This window comes from Zongyangia acetica, assembly GCF_038739695.1.
GTDB classification, from domain to species: Bacteria; Bacillota; Clostridia; order Oscillospirales; family Ruminococcaceae; genus Zongyangia; species Zongyangia gallinarum.
In genome coordinates, this window is the sequence record NZ_JBBEWN010000011.1 from 18,692 (window position 1) to 37,550 (window position 18,859).

Annotated in this window: 18 protein-coding genes; 8 read left to right on the plus strand and 10 right to left on the minus strand. The window is 54.0% G+C overall.

Annotated features, from left to right (window positions below):
* Positions 1 to 2: 2 nt before the first annotated feature.
* Together gatA and gatB are read left to right on the plus strand one after the other, a co-directional pair.
* Entirely contained in the window at positions 3 to 1,451 is a 1,449-nt protein-coding gene (gatA, locus tag WGC32_RS10720) for an Asp-tRNA(Asn)/Glu-tRNA(Gln) amidotransferase subunit GatA (protein ID WP_342681887.1), read from the plus strand.
* Entirely contained in the window at positions 1,448 to 2,869 is a 1,422-nt protein-coding gene (gene gatB, locus WGC32_RS10725) for an Asp-tRNA(Asn)/Glu-tRNA(Gln) amidotransferase subunit GatB (protein ID WP_342681889.1), read from the plus strand. Before gatA ends, gatB begins: the two co-directional genes overlap by 4 nt.
* Positions 2,870 to 2,967: 98 nt before the next feature.
* Here gatB and tig read toward each other — a convergent pair whose 3' ends face one another.
* Both tig and abc-f read right to left on the minus strand, forming a co-directional pair.
* Positions 2,968 to 4,011 carry a trigger factor gene (tig, locus tag WGC32_RS10730; RefSeq protein ID WP_342681891.1) on the minus strand — a complete coding sequence of 348 codons (1,044 nt, stop codon included), beginning with the start codon at positions 4,009 to 4,011 and terminating at the stop codon, positions 2,968 to 2,970.
* Between the two features lie 196 nt (positions 4,012 to 4,207).
* Positions 4,208 to 5,674: a ribosomal protection-like ABC-F family protein gene (gene abc-f / locus WGC32_RS10735; RefSeq protein ID WP_342681892.1), complete on the minus strand. Its 1,467-nt coding sequence runs from the start codon at positions 5,672 to 5,674 to the stop codon at positions 4,208 to 4,210.
* Between the two features lie 93 nt (positions 5,675 to 5,767).
* Here abc-f and WGC32_RS10740 point away from each other — a divergent pair, with 93 nt between their 5' ends.
* Both WGC32_RS10740 and WGC32_RS10745 read left to right on the plus strand, forming a co-directional pair.
* Positions 5,768 to 6,016, plus strand: coding sequence for a hypothetical protein (locus WGC32_RS10740; RefSeq protein ID WP_342681894.1), 249 nt, complete (start codon positions 5,768 to 5,770; stop codon positions 6,014 to 6,016).
* Positions 6,017 to 6,087: 71 nt separating this feature from the next.
* Complete coding sequence (locus WGC32_RS10745; protein WP_191510053.1) at positions 6,088 to 6,345, plus strand: DUF6514 family protein; 258 nt, start codon at positions 6,088 to 6,090, stop codon at positions 6,343 to 6,345.
* A 101-nt stretch (positions 6,346 to 6,446) separates the two neighbouring features.
* Here the strand turns inward: WGC32_RS10745 and WGC32_RS10750 are convergent, their stop codons facing one another.
* Positions 6,447 to 8,978, minus strand: a complete 2,532-nt coding sequence (locus tag WGC32_RS10750; protein WP_342681897.1) for an AMP-binding protein — start codon at positions 8,976 to 8,978, stop codon at positions 6,447 to 6,449.
* Positions 8,979 to 9,249: 271 nt separating this feature from the next.
* On the opposite strand from WGC32_RS10750, the gene WGC32_RS10755 reads away from it, so the two are divergent.
* From WGC32_RS10755 to WGC32_RS10770, 4 genes are all read left to right on the plus strand, one after another.
* Positions 9,250 to 10,020 (plus strand): DeoR family transcriptional regulator, encoded by a 771-nt coding sequence (locus tag WGC32_RS10755; protein WP_191510051.1) that lies wholly within the window; start codon positions 9,250 to 9,252, stop codon positions 10,018 to 10,020.
* 225 nt (positions 10,021 to 10,245) lie between these two features.
* A complete protein-coding gene (locus WGC32_RS10760) occupies positions 10,246 to 10,533 on the plus strand; it encodes a DUF1905 domain-containing protein (RefSeq protein WP_342681899.1) in 288 nt (95 codons plus the stop codon).
* Positions 10,466 to 10,852 (plus strand): DUF5655 domain-containing protein, encoded by a 387-nt coding sequence (locus WGC32_RS10765; RefSeq protein WP_342681901.1) that lies wholly within the window; start codon positions 10,466 to 10,468, stop codon positions 10,850 to 10,852. Before WGC32_RS10760 ends, WGC32_RS10765 begins: the two co-directional genes overlap by 68 nt.
* Positions 10,853 to 11,074: 222 nt before the next feature.
* The gene (locus WGC32_RS10770) at positions 11,075 to 11,491 is read left to right on the plus strand and encodes a helix-turn-helix domain-containing protein (protein WP_191481432.1); all 417 of its coding nucleotides are present in this window, start codon (positions 11,075 to 11,077) and stop codon (positions 11,489 to 11,491) included.
* Positions 11,492 to 11,553: 62 nt separating this feature from the next.
* On the opposite strand, the gene WGC32_RS10775 is transcribed toward WGC32_RS10770, so the two are convergent.
* From WGC32_RS10775 to WGC32_RS10805, 7 genes are all read right to left on the minus strand, one after another.
* Positions 11,554 to 12,273 carry an ABC transporter permease gene (locus tag WGC32_RS10775; RefSeq protein ID WP_191481433.1) on the minus strand — a complete coding sequence of 240 codons (720 nt, stop codon included), beginning with the start codon at positions 12,271 to 12,273 and terminating at the stop codon, positions 11,554 to 11,556.
* Entirely contained in the window at positions 12,270 to 13,115 is an 846-nt protein-coding gene (locus WGC32_RS10780) for an ABC transporter ATP-binding protein (RefSeq protein ID WP_342681904.1), read from the minus strand. The genes WGC32_RS10775 and WGC32_RS10780 overlap by 4 nt, the downstream gene beginning before the upstream one ends.
* Positions 13,116 to 13,256: 141 nt before the next feature.
* Positions 13,257 to 14,384 carry a carboxynorspermidine decarboxylase gene (gene nspC / locus WGC32_RS10785; RefSeq protein WP_342681906.1) on the minus strand — a complete coding sequence of 376 codons (1,128 nt, stop codon included), beginning with the start codon at positions 14,382 to 14,384 and terminating at the stop codon, positions 13,257 to 13,259.
* Positions 14,384 to 15,583, minus strand: coding sequence for a saccharopine dehydrogenase C-terminal domain-containing protein (locus tag WGC32_RS10790; protein WP_191481436.1), 1,200 nt, complete (start codon positions 15,581 to 15,583; stop codon positions 14,384 to 14,386). Before WGC32_RS10790 ends, nspC begins: the two co-directional genes overlap by 1 nt.
* A gap of 86 nt (positions 15,584 to 15,669) precedes the next feature.
* Positions 15,670 to 16,518, minus strand: a complete 849-nt coding sequence (gene speB, locus WGC32_RS10795) for an agmatinase (RefSeq protein ID WP_342681908.1) — start codon at positions 16,516 to 16,518, stop codon at positions 15,670 to 15,672.
* Positions 16,508 to 17,359, minus strand: coding sequence for a polyamine aminopropyltransferase (gene speE, locus WGC32_RS10800; RefSeq protein ID WP_342681910.1), 852 nt, complete (start codon positions 17,357 to 17,359; stop codon positions 16,508 to 16,510). The genes speB and speE overlap by 11 nt, the downstream gene beginning before the upstream one ends.
* A 4-nt stretch (positions 17,360 to 17,363) precedes the next feature.
* Positions 17,364 to 18,818 carry an aminotransferase class I/II-fold pyridoxal phosphate-dependent enzyme gene (locus WGC32_RS10805; RefSeq protein ID WP_191510356.1) on the minus strand — a complete coding sequence of 485 codons (1,455 nt, stop codon included), beginning with the start codon at positions 18,816 to 18,818 and terminating at the stop codon, positions 17,364 to 17,366.
* Positions 18,819 to 18,859: the final 41 nt, after the last annotated feature.

The following is an 18,859-nucleotide window of genomic DNA, read 5'->3' on the forward strand; positions in this document are numbered from 1 at the left end:
AGATGAAACTGACAGATATGACAGGATATGAGCTGTCCCAGGCGTTGGAGAAAATGGAAATCTCCTCGGTGGAGGCTACCCAGGCCTATCTGGAGGCCATTGAGAAAAAGGACGGGGAAACCGCCGCCTATCTCACCGTCACCGGGGAGATAGCGCTTGCCGCCGCCGAGAAGGTGGATGAGCGCCGGGCGGCAGGAGAAAGCCTGCATCCCTTGGCCGGGGTTCCGGGGGCCATCAAAGACAACATCTGCACCAAAGGGGTGAAAACCACCTGTGCCTCCAAGATGCTGGGCAACTTCATCCCTCCCTATGATGCGGCGGTGATGGAGCGGCTTCAGGAGCGGCAGATGGTGATGCTGGGCAAGACCAACATGGATGAATTTGCCATGGGTTCCACCACCGAAAACAGCTTTTACAAGGTGACCCGCAACCCCCGTGATCCCTCCCGGGTGCCAGGAGGCAGTTCAGGAGGCAGTGCCGCCGCGGTGGGAGCCAACGAGGCGGCCTATGCCCTGGGCTCTGACACCGGCGGCTCCATCCGCCAGCCCGCGGCCTTCTGCGGCGTAGTGGGGATGAAGCCTACCTATGGCTTGGTTTCCCGCTACGGCCTCATCGCCTTTGCCTCCTCCCTGGATCAGATCGGCCCGCTGACCCGGGACGTGCGAGATAATGCGATGGTCCTCACCGCCATCGCGGGGCACGATAAGCGGGATGCCACCAGCGTTGACCGGACCTACGGCGACTTTGCCGAAGGGATAGAGAGGGGCGTCAAGGGGATGAAGATTGCCCTTCCCCAGGAATATTTTGGGGAGGGGCTGTCTCCGGAAATCCGGGACGCCATCCTGGCAGTGGCCAAAGCGTACCGCAGCCTGGGCGCTGAGATCGAAGAGGTCTCCATGAAGAGCCTGGGCCATGCGCTGCCTGCCTACTATATCCTTTCCAGTGCGGAAGCCTCCTCCAACCTGGCCCGATTTGACGGGGTCAAGTACGGGTTCAGGGCGGAAAACTACGAAAGTATAGACGACCTATATAAAAACACCCGGAGCGAGGGCTTTGGCCCTGAGGTCAAACGGAGGATTATGCTGGGTTCCTTCGCGCTGAGCTCCGGATACTACGACGCTTACTATAAAAAGGCGCTGCAGGCCCGCACCCTCATTGTGGAGGATATGAACCGGGTATTCCGTTCCTGCGACATGATCCTTTCCCCCGTGGCGCCTACCACCGCCTATCGTATCGGGGAGAAGGTCAGCGATCCCCTTTCCATGTACCTGGGGGATGTCTATACCGTGCCGGTGAATATGGCCGGGGTACCCGCCCTGTCCCTGCCCTGCGGGGAGGATAAGGAAGGGCTGCCCATCGGCATGCAGCTGATCGGCCCCGCCTTTTCAGAGCGCAAGCTCTACCAGGCGGGCTACGCCTTGGAAATGTGGAGAAAGGGGGAGAAAAAATGAGCACAGCTTACGAAATGGTCATCGGCCTGGAGGTCCATGTGGAGCTGAAAACCAAGACCAAGATTTTCTGCGGCTGCTCCACCGCCTTTGGCGCCGCGCCCAACACCCAGTGCTGCCCGGTCTGTATGGGAATGCCGGGAACCCTGCCGGTGCTCAATGAACAGGTGGTGGAGTATGCGGTGAAAGCGGGCCTTGCCACCCACTGCACCATCGCCCGCTACTCCAAGGAGGATCGGAAAAACTACTTTTACCCCGACCTGCCCAAGGCCTATCAAATCTCCCAGTACGACCTGCCTTTGTGTGAGCACGGCTGGCTGGACATCCAGACCAAGGCGGGGGAAAAGCGGATTGGCATCACCCGCATCCATATTGAGGAGGACGCGGGAAAACTGATCCACACCGCTTCAGGCGGCACCCTCTGTGACTATAACCGGTGCGGCGTCCCCCTGATTGAGATTGTCTCCGAGCCGGATATTCGCTCGGCGGAGGAGGCGGTGGCCTATGTCCAGAAGCTGAGGGCCATTATGCTCTATACCGGGGTTTCCGACTGCAAGATGCAGGAGGGTTCCCTGCGCTGTGACGTGAACCTTTCGGTGAGGAAGCGGGGAGAGAAAGCCTTTGGCACCCGCACCGAGATGAAAAACCTCAACTCCTTCCAGTTTATCCAGAAGGCCATCACCTACGAATACAAGCGCCAGGTGGAGGCCCTGGAGGCAGGGGAAAAGATTGTTCAGGAAACCCGCCGTTTCGACGAAAAAACCGGCAAGACCTTCTCCATGCGGCGGAAGGAGAACGCCAACGACTACCGGTATTTCCCCGATCCGGATCTTGTGCCCATTGTCCTGTCTGACACCACCATTGCCCGGCTGGAAGGGGAAATCCCCATCCTCCCCGACGAGAGGAAGGCTGCCTATCTGGAACGCTTTGGCCTGACTGCCGCCGACGCGGAGGCGCTGGTATCCCAGCGGGAGATCGCCGACTACTTTGAAGCGGCGGCTGCTCACTCCAAAGGGGTTAAAACCCTAGCCCATCTGATTACCTCCGAGGTGTTCCGTCTGCTGCCGGTGGGCGAAACTAGAATTCCCATTGCCCCTGCCCACCTAGGGCGGATTGCGGATCTGCTGGAGGAAGGGAGAATCAACTCCGGCACCGGAAAACGCCTCATCCAGGCACTGTGGGAGGAGGATCAGGATCCAGAGGCGCTGGCAGAGCGGGAAGGACTGTGGCAGCAAAGCGACGAGGGCGTGCTGCGGCCCTTGGTAGAGCAGGCGCTGATAGAAAACGAGAAGTCCGTTTCTGACTACAAAAATGGAAAGCGCCAGGCCATCCAGCCCCTTATAGGACAGGTGCTGAAAAAGACGGCGGGGAAGGGAAACCCTGTGGTCATCCGGCGGCTTTTGGAAGAACTGCTGCAATAGAAAAATGGGCCCGGGAGTGAGGCTTTCTCCCGAACCCATTTTGATAACAAATCTAGCACATAAAAAATCCCCGGTTTCCCGGGGATTTTTTATTGGGTTTAAGCGGTCACTTCCACCGCATTGTCAGCGACAAATTCCAGGACTTTATCCGCCAGCATGTTGGCTCTGACCTCTTCTTCACCGCCATAGTATTCCACAAATTCTTCCTCGGTCTCAAAGCCGAAGTCAGAAGTATATTGTGTGCAGAGCTCTGCATACTCCTCGTCGCTGATGGAAATGCCCTCCGCCTCAGCGATGGCCTGATAGATCAACTCCAAGCCTACGTTTTGCTCCGCCATGGTCTGGGCCTCTTCGTTGAACTCGTCCTCTGTCATGCCATAGTTTTGCTGCATAAACTCATCCAAGGTCATGCTGTAGGCGGCGGCGTACTCGTTATAGTAGTCGGTCATCTCCGCCACATAGTCATCCACAGCCCCTTCTGGATACTGGAGGATTTCGCAGTTTTCCAGCAGCATATCCTGAAGGTCCGATATAGTCTGGGAGTCAATGCTCTGCTGTTTTTGTTCCAGTAAGGAATTTTTCAACGCGGTAGTGTAGTCTTCCACCGTCTGATACTCATCGCCTAAGGTCTGAACAAACTCATCGGTCAATTCCGGCGTGACCGTTTCCTGGATGCTGTTGACGGTGACATTGAAAACCACTGGGACCCCTGCCAAATCGGGGTTGTTGTCATAAGGATCGGGGAAGGTGAGGTTCAGGCTGACCTGGTCACCGATTTCAGCTCCGATGAGCCCCTCCTCAAAGCCGTCGATAAAACGGCCGGAGCCGATGGTCAGGTCATAGCCCTCAGCGGAACCGCCGTCAAAAGCCTCGCCGTCGACTAGGCCTTCATAGTCAATGTTGACCACATCGCCGTCTGCCACCGGCCGGCCGGTGACCTCTTCGGTGGTGGACTTATCGCTCAAAAGGCGCTCGATTTGGGCATTGACTTCCTCATCGGTGACGACGGGCGTTTCTACCTGTACTTCTAAGCCCTTGTATTCGCCTAATTTTACATATTCGTTTCCGCTGTCATTGCTTGCACATCCGCCCAGCATAACTGCGACGCAGAGAGCGGCAGCACAAAGAATTCTTTTTTTCACTGTGATAACCCTTTCTTCTTCAGATCATTTTTGCGGTATCTCTATTTATAGCACAGATCAAGGGGAAAATAAAGATTTCTGACAAAAATTCATGGAATCAACACATTCCTCGGATATCCAGTATAGAATTCCACCGCCATTTTTAGATAATATGAATAATTTCTCTTTGAAATTTGAAGGATAGCTTCCGGCCGCATCACAGAGGGATAATTTTGGTCGCTACCTTGGACTGAAAGGCGGCGTCATGCTCCACAAACACCATGGTGGGCCGGCAGTTGAGGATCAGTTCCTCAATCTGGATGCGAGAGAGAATATCGATGTAGTTGAGGGGCTCGTCCCAGAGATAGAGATGGGCCTCCTGGCATAGACTTTGGGCGAGGAGCACCTTTTTCTTTTGTCCAGCGCTGAGCTGCTCCATCCCCTTGGAGAACTGTTCCCGAGAAAAGTCCATCTTCCTCAGAATGGCCTTAAAAAGGCTTTCGTCCAGCCCTTGGCTTTCGATATATTCCCGGAGATCCCCCTGGAGATAGGAGGTATCCTGGGGGATACAGGAGATCACCAGCCCCTGGGCCGCAGCTACATGACCGGTGTGGGGGATATCCTGCCCCAGCAGAAGCTTTAAGACACTGGATTTTCCCGCCCCATTCTTTCCCACCAGGGCAATGCGGTCTCCCCGCTCTACTGTAAAGCTCAGATGTTCGGTTACAGGACGGCCGTCATAGGAGATGGATAGATCCTGGATCTGGGCCAGCACCTTTTTGTGAAAGTCCAGATTTTTCAGGGAAAGGGATTCAGATGTGTCCAGGTTTTTTAACAGAGAAGACTTTTGCTCCACAGCCTCCTGCTGCCGCCGGGCAATGACCTTGGCCCGTTTCATCATCTTGGCTGATTTATGGCCGATATAACCCTTGTCAAAAGCGTCTTCCCCGTATTTGCTGGCCTCCACCCGGTCTGACCAACCGGAGGTCCGCCGGGCCGCGGCAGAAAGCCGGCGGATATCCTTTTGCAGCCGCTCATTTTCCTGCATCTCAAATTGATCCTGACGGTGCTTGTTCTCCTGCCAGCTGGAAAAATTCCCCCGCTGCACCTCAATGTTGCAGCGGTTAATCGAGAGGATGTGATCGATACAGCCGTCGAGGAAGGCACGGTCATGGGAAACTAGGATAAAGCTCCGCTTGCCCTTGAGATACTCCGCAACCACCTGCCGGGCATGTTGATCCAAATGGTTGGTAGGCTCATCGATGAGGAGGAAGTTGTTCTCCCGCAGGAAAAGGGCTGCCAGCAGGACTTTGGTCCGTTCCCCCTGGCTCAGGGTGGAAAAAGGGCGGTAGAGGACCTCGCTGTCCACCTCCAGCAGGGAAAGCTCCCGGAATAGCCGCCAAGACTCGGCGCCGTCAAGGATTTCCTCCGCTATGTCCAAGGTCATCCGCTCCGGCTGTGAAACTTCGAAGGGGAAATAGTCAAAGCGGACGCTGTGGGAAATGGTTCCCTTGTATTCATACTGCCCCATGAGCAGCTTTAAAAAAGTGGTTTTTCCCCGCCCATTGCGGCCGGTGAGCCCAAGCTTCCAGTCGGTGTCGATCTGAAAGGATACATCCTCAAAGATATTGTCAAAGCTACCCTCATAGCAGAAGGTGAGATGGGATACGCTGATCAAAGACATGAAAACCGCCTCCAAAAATAAAATAAGCCGCAAGAAAGCAAACTTCTTGCAGCTTACACAGCCATATCCCCTCCGCGCTGATAAAAAACGCAGATGAACTTCTTAATCAGATGGGGAGAAGCAGATTACTTTCTTGCATTGGGGCAAAAGAAATCAGACAGCTTGCGACTGTCAGCATTTGCCTTTTCTTTGTTAGCAAGAAAAAATAATCACACGCTTACCCCTTTCAATTTTTGTGTTATTATACAAAATTTTTTTGTGAATGTCAATCCTCATGAAATATTAAAGAAAAAACAGGAAAATTATGAAATTTTTTCAAATTATTCTTTTACCAAAGATTGACAATTATTAACAGATATAGTAAAATATAGATAAAGATGAGAAAGAAATTTCAATAAAAAGGAAGTTGAGCTATGAGTAGTTACGAGGTAGTTGAAGAGCAACGGGAAGAAGAGGGACAAAGTCCCTACACTATGCTGAACGTGGTAGCCAAACAAGAGGGAGAGACCTACATTTTTCATGATGTCAATCTTTCCCGCCACAAGCTGGAAGCGCTGATTGCAATATGCAATCGTGACCAGGTATCCCCAATCCATTTTGATGAGGTTTTGCTGGATTATATCAAGATGGATATGGAAAATCTTAAACCAGAAATTATTATAACAAAGTAACCTCCAATTCTCTGTCGAAAAATTGCAGGCAATTTTATTCATAGAAAAAAGGAGCCCCCCATTTTTGATTGGAGGGTTCCTTTTATTTCTAAATAAAAAGTTTATGCGGTTTCAATGGCATTGGCGGCCTGCAGGCCCAGTTTCTCCACAGCATTTTCCCGCATTTTATATTTGAGGATTTTGCCGGCAGCATTCATGGGGAAGCTATCCACAAAGTCCACATAGGCGGGGGTCTTGTGCTTGGCCATGTGGGAAGACACATATTCTTTGAGTTCATCCTCGGTCATGGTCTCGCCCTTTTTCAGGATGACACAGGCCATAATCGCCTCTCCATAATCCTTATCCGGGACACCGATGACCTGAACATCGCTGACCTTGGGATGGGTGTAGATGAAGTCTTCAATCTCCTTGGGATAGATGTTTTCACCGCCGCGGATAATCATATCCTTAATGCGGCCGGTGATCTTATAGTATCCATTTTCATCCCGGCGGGCCAGGTCGCCGGTGTGGAGCCAGCCATCCGCGTCGATGGCGGCGGCAGTTGCCTCCGGCATCTTATAATAGCCCTTCATGATATTGTAGCCCCGGGCCACAAATTCGCCGTCCACATTGTCGGGCAGGTCCTCTCCCGTTTCCGGATCTACAATCTTGCATTCTACGCCGTACATAGCGCCGCCGACAGTGTTGACCCGGGCCTCAATGGAATCGGTGGTCTTACTCATGGTGCAGCCGGGAGAAGCCTCGGTCTGTCCATAGGTGATGCAGATTTCCTTCATGTTCATCTTTTCGATGACATCCTCCATCACCTTGATGGGGCAGGGGCTGCCGGCCATAATACCGGTGCGCATATAGCTGAAATCAGTCTTATCAAAATCCTTATGTCCCAACATGGCAATAAACATGGTGGGAACTCCGTGGAAAGCGGTAATCTTTTCCTGGTTGATGCAGGCCAGTCCCTTGCTGGGGGAGAAGGCGGGGATGGGGGACATGGTGGTGCCATGGGTCATGGCGGCCGTCATGGCCAGTACCATGCCGAAGCAGTGGAACATGGGTACCTGGATCATCAGCCGGTCTGCCGTGGAAAGATCCATGCAGTCGCCAATGGCCTTGCCGTTGTTGACCACGTTGTAGTGGGTCAGCATAACGCCTTTGGGGAAACCGGTAGTACCGGAGGTGTACTGCATGTTGCAGACGTCATCCTTGTGGATGGCTGCAGCACGGCGATACACCGCCTCCATGGGAACATGATCGGCCAACTCCAGGGCCTCTTCCCAGGTATAGCAGCCCGGCTGTTTGGAATCCACCGTGATGACATTGCGCAGGAAGGGCAGCTTTCTGCTGTGAAGGGGACGGCCCTTGGGCAGAGTAGCCAGCTCCGGACACAGTTCTTTGATGATCCCCACATAGTCGGAATCCTTGAAACCATCGATCATAACCAGGGTATGGGTATCCGATTGACGGAGCAGATATTCCGCCTCATGGATCTTATAGGCGGTGTTGACGGTGACCAGCACAGCGCCGATTTTGGTGGTGGCCCAGAAGGTGATGAACCATTGGGGCACATTGGTGGCCCAGATGGCCACATGGTCGCCGGTTTTAACGCCCATGGCGATGAGGGCGCGGGCAAATTGATCTACGTCGTCCCTAAACTGGGAATAGGTCCGGGTGTAGTCTAGGGTGGTATAACGGAAGGCATACTGGTCGGGGAACTCGTCCACCATCCGGTCTAAAACCTGGGGGAAGGTCAGGTCGATTAGGTGTTCCTTGGGCCAGACATATTTTCCGGTTTTAGCGTTGTTGTCATACAGCCGCCGGGATTCGGCGGGAGAACTCATATAGTGGCTCATGAAATTGGCAAAGTGGGGGAAGACAATACCGGGATCGCTGAGATCCGGGGCATAGCGCTTGAGCCATTCCAGGGAGATATAGCCTTCATAGTTGATGGAGCGCAGCGCCAGCATGATGTCGTCAATGGGAAGGTCGCCTTCTCCCATCATCTTATAGCAGACCTTGCCATCCACAATGACAGAATCTTTGATATGGGTATATTTGATGTAAGCCCCCAGATTCTGTACCGTCTGTCCCGGAGCCTCTCCGGCAAAACGGTAGGGATGATGGATATCCCACAAGGCGCCGATGTTGTCGCTGTCAATTTGATCCAGCAGATCCCGCAGCCGGGCGGTATCGGTGTAGACGCCGTTGGTTTCCACCAGCAGGGTGACATTCTTTTCTTCCGCATAGGGGATCAGCCGGCGCAGGGCGGCCAGGATGACCTGATCGTCTACCTCCCCTTCTGGGGCAGCGTTGCGGTCGGCCAGGATGCGGATATAGGGGGTGCCCAGCTTGGAGGCCAGATCGATGTAGGTAAGAAGTTCTTTGTAAGTTTCCTCAGCTTTATCAGCGTATTTTAGGCTGCATCCGGAGGATAGGCAGGCGATCTCCAGCCGCATTTTTTGTAGCTGGGCCACGGTCTTGGGAAGGTTATCCTCGCGAAAAGGCTTGGCGTTCACCGAGAAAATGTTGTCGCCTAGGCCGCGCATTTCGATACCGTCGAAGCCAAAATCTTTGGCCATGGAATAGATGTCCGACCAGTCAAAGTCTGGACAGCCCAAAGTTGAAAAAGCTAATTTCACTTTCGTTTCCTCCTTGTTTGATGCCTGCCCTTCCCCAGGCAGGTTTTCGCTGATATTTTCAAAAAGATAGAATAAGCGTAGCAGAATTTATTTTATCTGTCAAGAAAGCGCATTGTTGATAGGTGAATCTGTACAAATCCGAAAGGGGAAACTTCGGGACAGGCGGGCGATTTGTGGAAAGGGGAGAGGAAATTCCCTCTTCCGGCTTGATTGACAGGGAAAAATCCCAATGTTACAATAATCGTAACCCCAAAATGCCATGGGAAAGGTTGTGAAAAAGGTGTCCAACGGGCTCACAGCAGAAAGAAGAAACAAGCTTGCGCAAATGTTGGTGTTTGAAGGCAGCGTAAAGGTCGGAGAGTTGGCGGAAATGTTCCATGTGTCAACGGAAACGATTCGAAAGGACTTAATCTACCTTGAGAGCCAGGGCGTAGCAAGAAAGAGCCATGGCGGGGCGATCGCCGCCAGCGAGCTGTTGGAACGGCCTTTGTCGGAGAAATTTATGGAGCACATGGATCTCAAGTCCAAGGTAGCCAAGGCGGCGCTGGACTATATCGAGGACAACAGCGTCATCCTTCTTGACTCCGGCAGTACCACCTTCCAATTGGCAAAACTGTTGGCCTTGAAAAAGGGGATCACCGTCATCACCAACTCCGCCAACCTGCCGCCCCTGCTTTCAGGCACCGAAAATACAGTGCTTTCCCTGGGCGGAGAGATGCGGGGCAGCAGCATGGCCCTGGTAGGGCTATGGACCATGAACGCCATCAACACAGTGCGGGTAGATGTGGCTATTTTAGGATCCGACGGCTTTAGCTGGAGAAAAGGGCCCTGCACCCCTTCTTATGCGGAAGCCGAGGTAAAGAAAGCCATGATGGAGCACAGTAAAAAGACGGTTGTCCTCAGCGACAGCAGCAAATTCCAAAAGAGCGCCATTATGGAATTTTGCGAGTGGAAGGACGTCGACCTGCTCATTACCGACGACGGAGCGCCGGAAGACCAGGTGCGGGAAATCCGCAAGTCCACCGAGGTGAAAGTGGTTTAAACTAATAAATTACATAGATCCGAAGCCGGCCGGACAGCTCCGGCCGGCTTTTTCTATATTCCCATAGCGATCAACCCTTTTCCGGCCATAGCCGCGGAAATTCAATGGGCAAAGGAGAATGCAGATGGATGCGAAGGGAATAGATCAGATGAGTTTTGGAAAGATATATCCACCGCTGGTCAACAAAGCGGTGAGAAAGGGAAGGGCGGCAGAGGCCGTGTAAAGGTGCTGGCGGCCTTTGACGGGGTCCCCTATAGCGGAAGCATTGTCAACATGGGGCTCAAAAATGAGGATGGGTCCGTCTGCGACATCCTCGGAATCCGAAAGGATATCCGGCAGAAAGTCCGCAAGCTGCCGGGAGACAGGGTTTTGTCACCGTTAGGCAAGCAAATCCCGGCCCAATGGAGAAAGAAACCACATTATAAAGCTGAAATGGGGAAAGGATATGGAAAAGCTGAGCATAGACGAAATGATGTTTTTCGAAGGACATCCCAATGCGCTTGGGGTGTATGAAGCTTTTGTCAAAAAGCTCTTTCAAATCTATCCGGATACGACATTGCGGGTGCAGAAGACGCAGATCACCTTTTCAAATCGCCGCGTATATGCCTGTGTGTCTTTTGCCAGGGTGAAGAAAAAAGCGCAATTGCCGGAAAATTACATCGTGGTAACCCTGGGGCTGCCTATGCCCCTGGAATCCCATAGAATCGCGGTGAAAACGGAACCGTATCCGGGGAGATGGACCCATCATTTGGTCATCGCTTCGGAGAAAGAGCTGGATGGGGAGTTTTTCTCCTGGGTCGATCTGGCTTATCAGTTTGCAAAGGAAAAATAAATTCTTCTGCGCCTTGCTCATAACTTCCCATTGGCTGTCGTAGCAGAGGATGCGCTGCAAAATTGTCCACGCTGCCAGGATCTGAGTGGTGTTGGCCCATAAGAAGGTGAAAAAGCCCCACCTTTTATAGGCGGGGCTTTTGAAAGGGCGGAAATGTGCGTCTGCGTTGCTTGCTGTTGCGGCCAGGTTATCCTATGATGAGGGGGAAAGGAGGTCAAACTCATGTTCAGTGAAAATCTCAAGGCCCTTCGCAAACAGAAAGGGATGACCCAGGAGGAATTGGCGTCCCGGCTCCATGTGGTCCGGCAGACGGTGTCCAAGTGGGAACAGGGCCGGTCGGTGCCCGACGCGGATCTTCTGGTGCGCTTGGCGGAAGTTCTGGAAACTACCGTGGCTGTGTTGTTGGGCAGTCCGGTGGAGGAGCCGGAGGACAAAGATGCGCTGGCCCAGGCTCTGGAACGGCTCAACGAAACCATGGCGGAGAGAAACAGGAGAAGCCGCAGAATCTGGAAGGCGGTTGCCATTGTTTTGGGAATCATGGCCCTGCTTATTTTATTCCAATTTGTCTTGGGGATGGTTTCTTACCAAAGCTTTTCCACCAGCCAGGATGTGACGGTGGAAAACCAGCCTCTGCTATAGTGAAAGCGGCGCCGGGTATCTCCCGGCGCCGCTTTGCTTTTATAAAAGAGAGCTGATCTACCCTAATTGTCCAGGCTTCTCTTGCGGAAGATTAGGCCGAATGCTACAGCGGAGGCCGCCGTCCACAGGAGGATAACCAATACTTGAAACCAAATGGTAGCATACCATGCTCCGCCTTCGGTACCGAAATACAGGTTCATCATAGCGGTAGTGGGAACCCACCGGGCGATGGCGGCAAAAATGGGGTTGACGGCCTCAAACATGGGCGGAATGAGAAAGATGAGCATAAAGGGGACGGTGACCAGGCTGGTGGACATCTGATCCTTGGAGACAAGGCCTGCCACGGCGCCGATAAAGATCATACAGAAGCTGGAAATGGTGGTAATCCCCAGGAAGGGAAGCAGGGTGGACATATCCTGGCCGATGATGAAGAAGATGAGCAGATTGACCACCTGCATATAGAGAAAGGTCACCAGGGATTTGCTGAGCAGAAAGTCCCCGGCGGAGACGTTGGAGAGCATAAGGGTGCGCAGGGTGTTCTTCTCCTTCTCCTCAGCGATAATCATAGAGAGGAAGGAGACGGGCACCAGGCACAGGTTCATGAGCACCGAGATAAACAGGATAAATTCCTTGGGCATGCCCTCTCCGCCAAGGTCGATAAACTGATACAGGAAGGTGAAGAGCAGGGGGAGAACCAGCAAAATCATCACATTCACATTTTTGCTGGTGTCCTTCATGTCCTTTTTGAATAGTGCGATTACTTTGCGCAGCTGAATTTTCATGACAACTCCCTCCCTGTCAGATGCAAAAAGATCTCCTCCAGGTTGGGCTCGGAGGAATGCAGGGTCAAAAGCTTCTCCTGTCCCAGCTGGGTGAGAAGGTCAGAAAGCCCTGCGGAGGATTTTTCCACAGTGATGGTGCGGCCTTCAGCGGTACGGGCCACAATCTGCTCCTTGGCGTATTTGAGCTTGAGCTCTTGGGGCGGACCGCCTTCCACAATATGCCCGTGGTGAAGAAAGGCGACCCAGTGACAGAGCTTATCAGCCTCCTCCATGTTGTGGGTGGTCAGGAAGATGGTGGTTCCCTCCCGGTTGAGGTCCCGCAGCAGCCGGTGGATTTCCTGGGTGGTAGCAGGGTCCAGGGCGGCGGTAGGCTCGTCTAAAAAGAGAAGCTCCGGCTTGTGGAGTACAGCACGGGCCAGGATAAGCCGCTGCTTCATCCCCTTGGAAAGGGTTTTGCAGGACTTTTTGCTGTCATCCTTAAGCCCCACCCGCTCCAGCACCTCATAGATGGCGGAAGAAGGGATGCCTTTGAGATCCGCAAATACCTTCAGGTTCTCAAAGACACTGAGCCTTTCATACAGGCCGCTGTTGTCGGTGAGGACGCCGATGCGGTCAAAGGCGGACTGGCTCAAAGCGCCGATATCTTCTCCAAAGACCTGAATAAAACCGGCGTCTGCCCGCAGCTGGCGGGTGAGCAGCTTGATGGTGGTGGTTTTTCCAGCACCGCTGGGTCCGAGAAAGCCAAAAACTTCTCCCCGCTTGACCTGAAAGGACAGGTCCGCAAGGGCTGGCTTTTTGTCGAAGGAGAGGCTAACCCCCTCCATCTCCAATAGTTTTTCCATGGTGTTGCTCCTTTCGGCACCGTCTAGATTGACGCTCCTATCATACAGCAAGCAGGGGAGAAAAACAAGCAGGAACTGGTAAATCGTAAGAAATACTTTCTATAAAGAAAAATCCCCCTTCCCGAAGGAAGGGGGATTGTATCAGCCTAAACGGCATTTAAAGTCTTCATATCCAAAGGTACGCAGAATTTGATCGGACCCGTCCTCATGGCGCAGGATGATGGCGGGCAGGTTCATGCCGTTAAAGGTGTTATTCTTTACCATGGTATAGATGGCCATATCACCAAAGATCAGCCGGTCCCCGGGAGCGAGGGGAGCATCAAAGCTGTAGTCCCCGATAACGTCTCCAGCTAGGCAGGTAGGTCCTGTGAGCCGGTAGGTATAGGGACGCTCTCCAGCCTTCCCAGAGTCCAGGAGAGGAGGCCGGTAGGGCATCTCCAGCACGTCGGGCATATGGCAGGCGGCGGAGGTATCTAAAATGGCGATATCCATGCCATTGTGAACGGTATCCAAAACGGTGGTGATCAGAAATCCCGCGTTTAAGGCCACTGCCTCCCCAGGTTCCAGATAGACCTGGACGCCGTATTTTTCCTGGATGCGGCTGATGAGGGAGCAGAGCAGGTCAATGTCATAATCCGCCCTTGTGATGTGATGGCCGCCGCCGAAGTTGAGCCATTTCATCTGGGGAAGATATTCCCCAAAGCGGGTCTCCACCGCCTCCAGCGTTTGGGCCAGGGCGTCGGCATCCTGTTCACAGAGGGTGTGGAAGTGAAGCCCCGACACCCCTTGCAGAAGCTCTGGCCGGAAGTTTTCCGCCGTGACCCCCAGCCTGGAGCCGGGGGAGCAGGGGTCATAGATGGCGTGATCCTGGGTAGAGCATTCCGGATTGATGCGAAGCCCGATTTCCCGGCCGGCCGCTAGAGCCTGAGAACCGAATTTTTCCAGCTGGGCAAAGGAATTGAAGATGATGTGATCGCAAAGCCCCGTGATCTCATCAAATTCATCCTCCCGATAGGCTGGGGAAAAGATATGGTTTTCCTTGCCCATCTCTTCCCGGCCCAGCCTGGCCTCGAAAAGGCCGCTGGCTGTAGCCCCGTCCAGATACTTCCCGATGAGGGGATAGAGAGCATACATAGAAAATGCTTTCTGGGCTAAGAGGATTTTGCAGCCAGTTCGCTCCTTTACAGACGACAAAATCTCCAGATTGCGGCGGATGAGCCCCTCATCTACCAGATAGCAGGGGGTGGGGAGGCGGTCCATACGCTCCATCAGTCCACCAGCTCCGGATCAAAGGATTCTTTCCAGGGCAGGCCCCATTTGTTGAGGGCCTCCATGAAGGGATCGGGATCGAACTCCTCAATGTTGTGGACACCGGGCTTGTTCCAGGTGCCGTTTAAGAGCATCATAGCGCCGATCATGGCCGGTACGCCGGTGGTATAGGAAATTGCCTGGGAACCTACTTCCTTGTAGCACTCCTGGTGGTCGCAAACGTTATAGACATAGTATCTTACCGGCTTGCCATCCTTCTTGCCCTGGAAGATGCAGCCGATGTTGGTTTTTCCTTTGGTTCTGGGGCCCAGGGAAGCGGGATCAGGGAGAACCGCTTTGAGGAACTGAAGGGGGATGATCTTATGTCCCTCATAATCAATGGGCTCGATGGAGGTCATCCCTACATCCTCCAGGCAGCGCAGATGGTTGAGATAGCTTTCCCCGAAGGTCATGAAGAAGCGGATTCTTTTAATCCCCTTGATGTTGAGGGCCAGGGACTCGATCTCCTCGTGATGGAGCAGATACATATCCTTGGGGCCGATCTCCGGGAAGTTGTAGACCCGTTTGATCTCCATGGGTTTGGTCTCCACCCAGTGGCCATCCTCCCAGTAGCTGCCGTTGGCGGAAACTTCACGGATGTTGATTTCCGGGTTAAAGTTGGTGGCAAAGGGATAGCCGTGATCCCCAGCGTTGCAGTCGAGGATGTCAATGTACTCGATCTCATCGAAGTAGTGTTTCTGGGCATAGGCGGAAAACACCCCTGTCACGCCCGGGTCGAAGCCGCTGCCCAGCAGGGCGGTGATACCGGCTTTCTCAAATTTTTCCCGGTAGGCCCACTGCCAGCTGTACTCAAATTTAGCGGTATCCTCCGGCTCATAGTTGGCGGTGTCCACATAGTTGACCTTGGTGGCAAGGCAGGCGTCCATGATGGTCAGGTCCTGATAGGGCAGGGCCAGATTGAGTACCACATCCGGCTTGACCTGTTCGATGAGGGCGATGAGGGCGTCCACGTCATTGGCGTCAACCTGGGCGGTGGTGATTTTGGTCTTGCCGCCGGAAAGTTTCTCCGCCAGCGCGTCGCATTTGGATTTAGTCCGGCTGGCGATGCAGATTTCTTCAAAGACGTCGCTGTTTTGACAGCATTTGTGGATGGCTACACTGGCTACGCCGCCGCAGCCGATGATGAGTGCTTTTCCCATAATACATTCTCCTTTCCTTGCCCTGTCGTTGTTTCAAGGCTGCCGGACAGGGCAGGACGGCCAGCCGTTTTTACTATTTGTATAATTTAATGCAAATACAACAAAAGCTCCCGCAAGACTTTGCAGGCCATGGCGGTGGAAATACCGCTGGGATCCAGTGGCGGGCAGAGTTCGTTGACGTCGCAGGCCACAATGGAAAGCCGGGAGAGCTGCGCCATGGCTTCCATCAACTCCGGAAAGGTGACGCCTCCCGCCTCTGGAGTACCGGTGCCGGGGAAAACCGACGGATCCAGCACATCTAGGTCCAGGGTGAAGTAGACAGGCTTTCCTTCAAGACACTTTACCGTCTCCTCAATGCCCCGCAGGTCAAACTTGTGGGTAAAGACGTGATCCCGTCCCCAGTAAAATTCCTCCCGGTCCCCGGAACGGATGCCGTATTGGAAGATACGGTGATCTCCCACAAGGTCCCATACCCGCCGCAGGACAGTGGCGTGGGAAAGACGCTGACCCAGATAGTCCTCCCGCAGGTCGGCGTGGGCGTCAAAATGAAGGAAGTATAAATCGGGGTAACGTTTCACCGTAGCCCTGGCGGCTCCCAGGGTGCAAAGGTGCTCCCCGCCGATCATGAGAGGCCGCTTGCCCGCGTCGAGAATCTTGCCGGTGGCCTCCTCGATCATCCGCAGGGCGGGGATGGGATCGCCAAAGGGCAGTTCCAGATCTCCTCCGTCAAAGATGGCGTAGTCGGTCAGGTCCTTATCCTGATAAGGGCTGTAGGTCTCGATGCCGTAGGATTCCCCCCGCATGGTGTGGCTGGCAAAACGGGTGCCGGGACGGTAGGAGGTGGTGCAGTCATAGGGCGCGCCAAAGAGGACGGTATCTGCCTCCTCAAAGGTGGCGTCGCAGCCCAGAAAGGTTTCGATATTTTTATTCCACATTCCGCAGCATCTCCTCTACATAGCTTGGCAGGGCAAAAGCGCCCACATGAAGCCGGGTGTTATAATACCGGGTGCCCAAGCCCAGCAGGTTCCATGCCGCGGCCCGCAGGTCGTGGACAGGATGATATTTCTTAGAGGCAAAACCGAAAAGCCAGTGCCCTGACGGATAGGTGGGGATATGGGCCTGATAGACCCGGCTGACAGGGAAGCTTTCCACAATCCGCTTGTGGGCCCGCTCCATAGCGGCCGCGTCGTTTTCATAGAAGGGGCTTTCGTGCTGATTGACCATGATGCCGTCTTCGTGGAGGGCCTTAAAGCAGTTGCCGTAAAATTCTTTGGTAAAAAGCCCCTCTCCTGGGCCGAAGGGATCGGTGGAGTCCACGATAATAAGGTCGTATAGGTCCTCGCACCGGCGGATGTACCGGAGCCCATCCTCATAATAGATGTGCAGCCGGGGATCGTCCAGCCGGCAGGCGGTCTGGGGGAGATATTTCTTGCACACCTCCACCACCAGCTCATCAATTTCCACCAGGTCAATCTGTTCGATGGTGGGATAACAGGTCAGCTCCCGGATGACGCCGCCGTCCCCCGCCCCGATGACCAGCACCCGTTTCACATCGGGGTGGACGGCCATAGGCACATGGGTCATCATTTCGTGGTAGATAAACTCGTCCTTTTCGGTGAGCATCATATAGCCGTCCAGGGTGAGAAAACGGCCAAATTCCTGGGAATCGAATACGTCGATCCTTTGAAATTCACTCTGGGCGCTGTAAAGCTGCCGATCCACCCGGATGGAAAATTTCACATGAGGGGTATGCCGCTCTGTAAACCATAACTGCATGGGGTTATACTCCTTTCTCCACATTGAGCCGCTGGATGTTGAGATCCTCCGGCCCGGTCAGGGAACATCCCTTTTCTATGGCGTAGCGGATGTAGTCGAGAATCTGGGGGGTGACTTCCTCCCCCGGGGCCAGAATGGGGATGCCGGGAGGATAGCACATGACAAATTCGGTGCAAACCCGTCCCACCGTCTCCTCCAAAGGAAGGGACTCCTTCTCCGCATAGAAGGCGTTTTGGGGGGTATCCACCACCAGAGGCGGAATATATTCCTGGGTCAGCATGCCGGCCTTCCCCTTTTTGTACCGCCGCCGGATTTCCGCCAGGGCGCTGACCAGCCGTTCAATGTCCTGGCGCCGGTCTCCCACCGAAATGTAGGCCAGCAGATTTCCCAGGTCTCCAAACTCAGTCTGGATGTCGTATTCATCCCTGAGAATGTCATAAACCTCGATGCCCGCCAGCCCCACATCCAGGGTGTGGATGGAAAGCTTGGTGGTGTCAAAGTCAAAGACACTGTCCCCGTTGATCAGTTCCCGGCAAAAGGCATAATAGTCTCCAATGGCGTTGATTTCCGCCCGGGCATACCGGGCCAGCTCCCGGACCTTCTGGAAGATTTCCTCCCCGTGGATGGCAAGGTTCCGCCGGCTGATATCCAGGCTGGACATGAGCAGATAGGAGCCGCTGGTGGTCTGGGTCAGATTAATGACCTGGCGGACGTAATCGGCGTTGACCCGGGGCCCGGTGAGAAGGAAGGAACTCTGGGTTAAGCTGCCGCCGGATTTGTGCATAGAGACACTGGCCATATCCGCCCCTGCCGCCATAGCGGAAAGGGGCATGTCATCGTAAAAATAAAAATGGGTGCCATGGGCTTCATCCACCAGGGCCATCATGCCGTGGGCGTGGGCCAGATCCACAATGGCCTGCAGGTTGGAACAGATGCCGTAATAGGTGGGGTTGTTGACAAAGACCGCCTTGGCGTCAGGATGCTGACGGATGGTATCCTCCAGCACCGCCATGGACATCCCTAAGGAGATGCCCAGCCGCTGGTCGGTTTCAGGGTTGACGTAGACAGGATGTGCCCCGCAGAGGATCAGGGCGTTGATGGCGGAGCGATGGACATTGCGGGGGAGGATAATCTTATCCCCCCGCTTGCAGCAGGATAAAATCATGCTCTGCACCGCCGAGGTAGTGCCTCCCACCATAAAAAAGGCGTGATGTGCTCCAAAGGCGTCGGCGGCCAGCTCCTCCGCGTCCCGGATGACCGAGACAGGGTGGCAGAGGTTGTCCAGCGGCTTCATGGAGTTGACATCCACGCTCATGGCTTTTTGCCCAAGGAAAGCCGTTAGATCCGGATTGCCCTTGCCCCGCTTGTGGCCGGGGACGTCAAAGGGGACTACCCGTTCCCGCTGAAAACGGGACAGGGCCTCATAGATGGGGGCCCGGGTCTGATCAAGTTTTGCCATGGTACATCCTCCTTTCATTTGGCGCCAATGCCGCAGCGTTT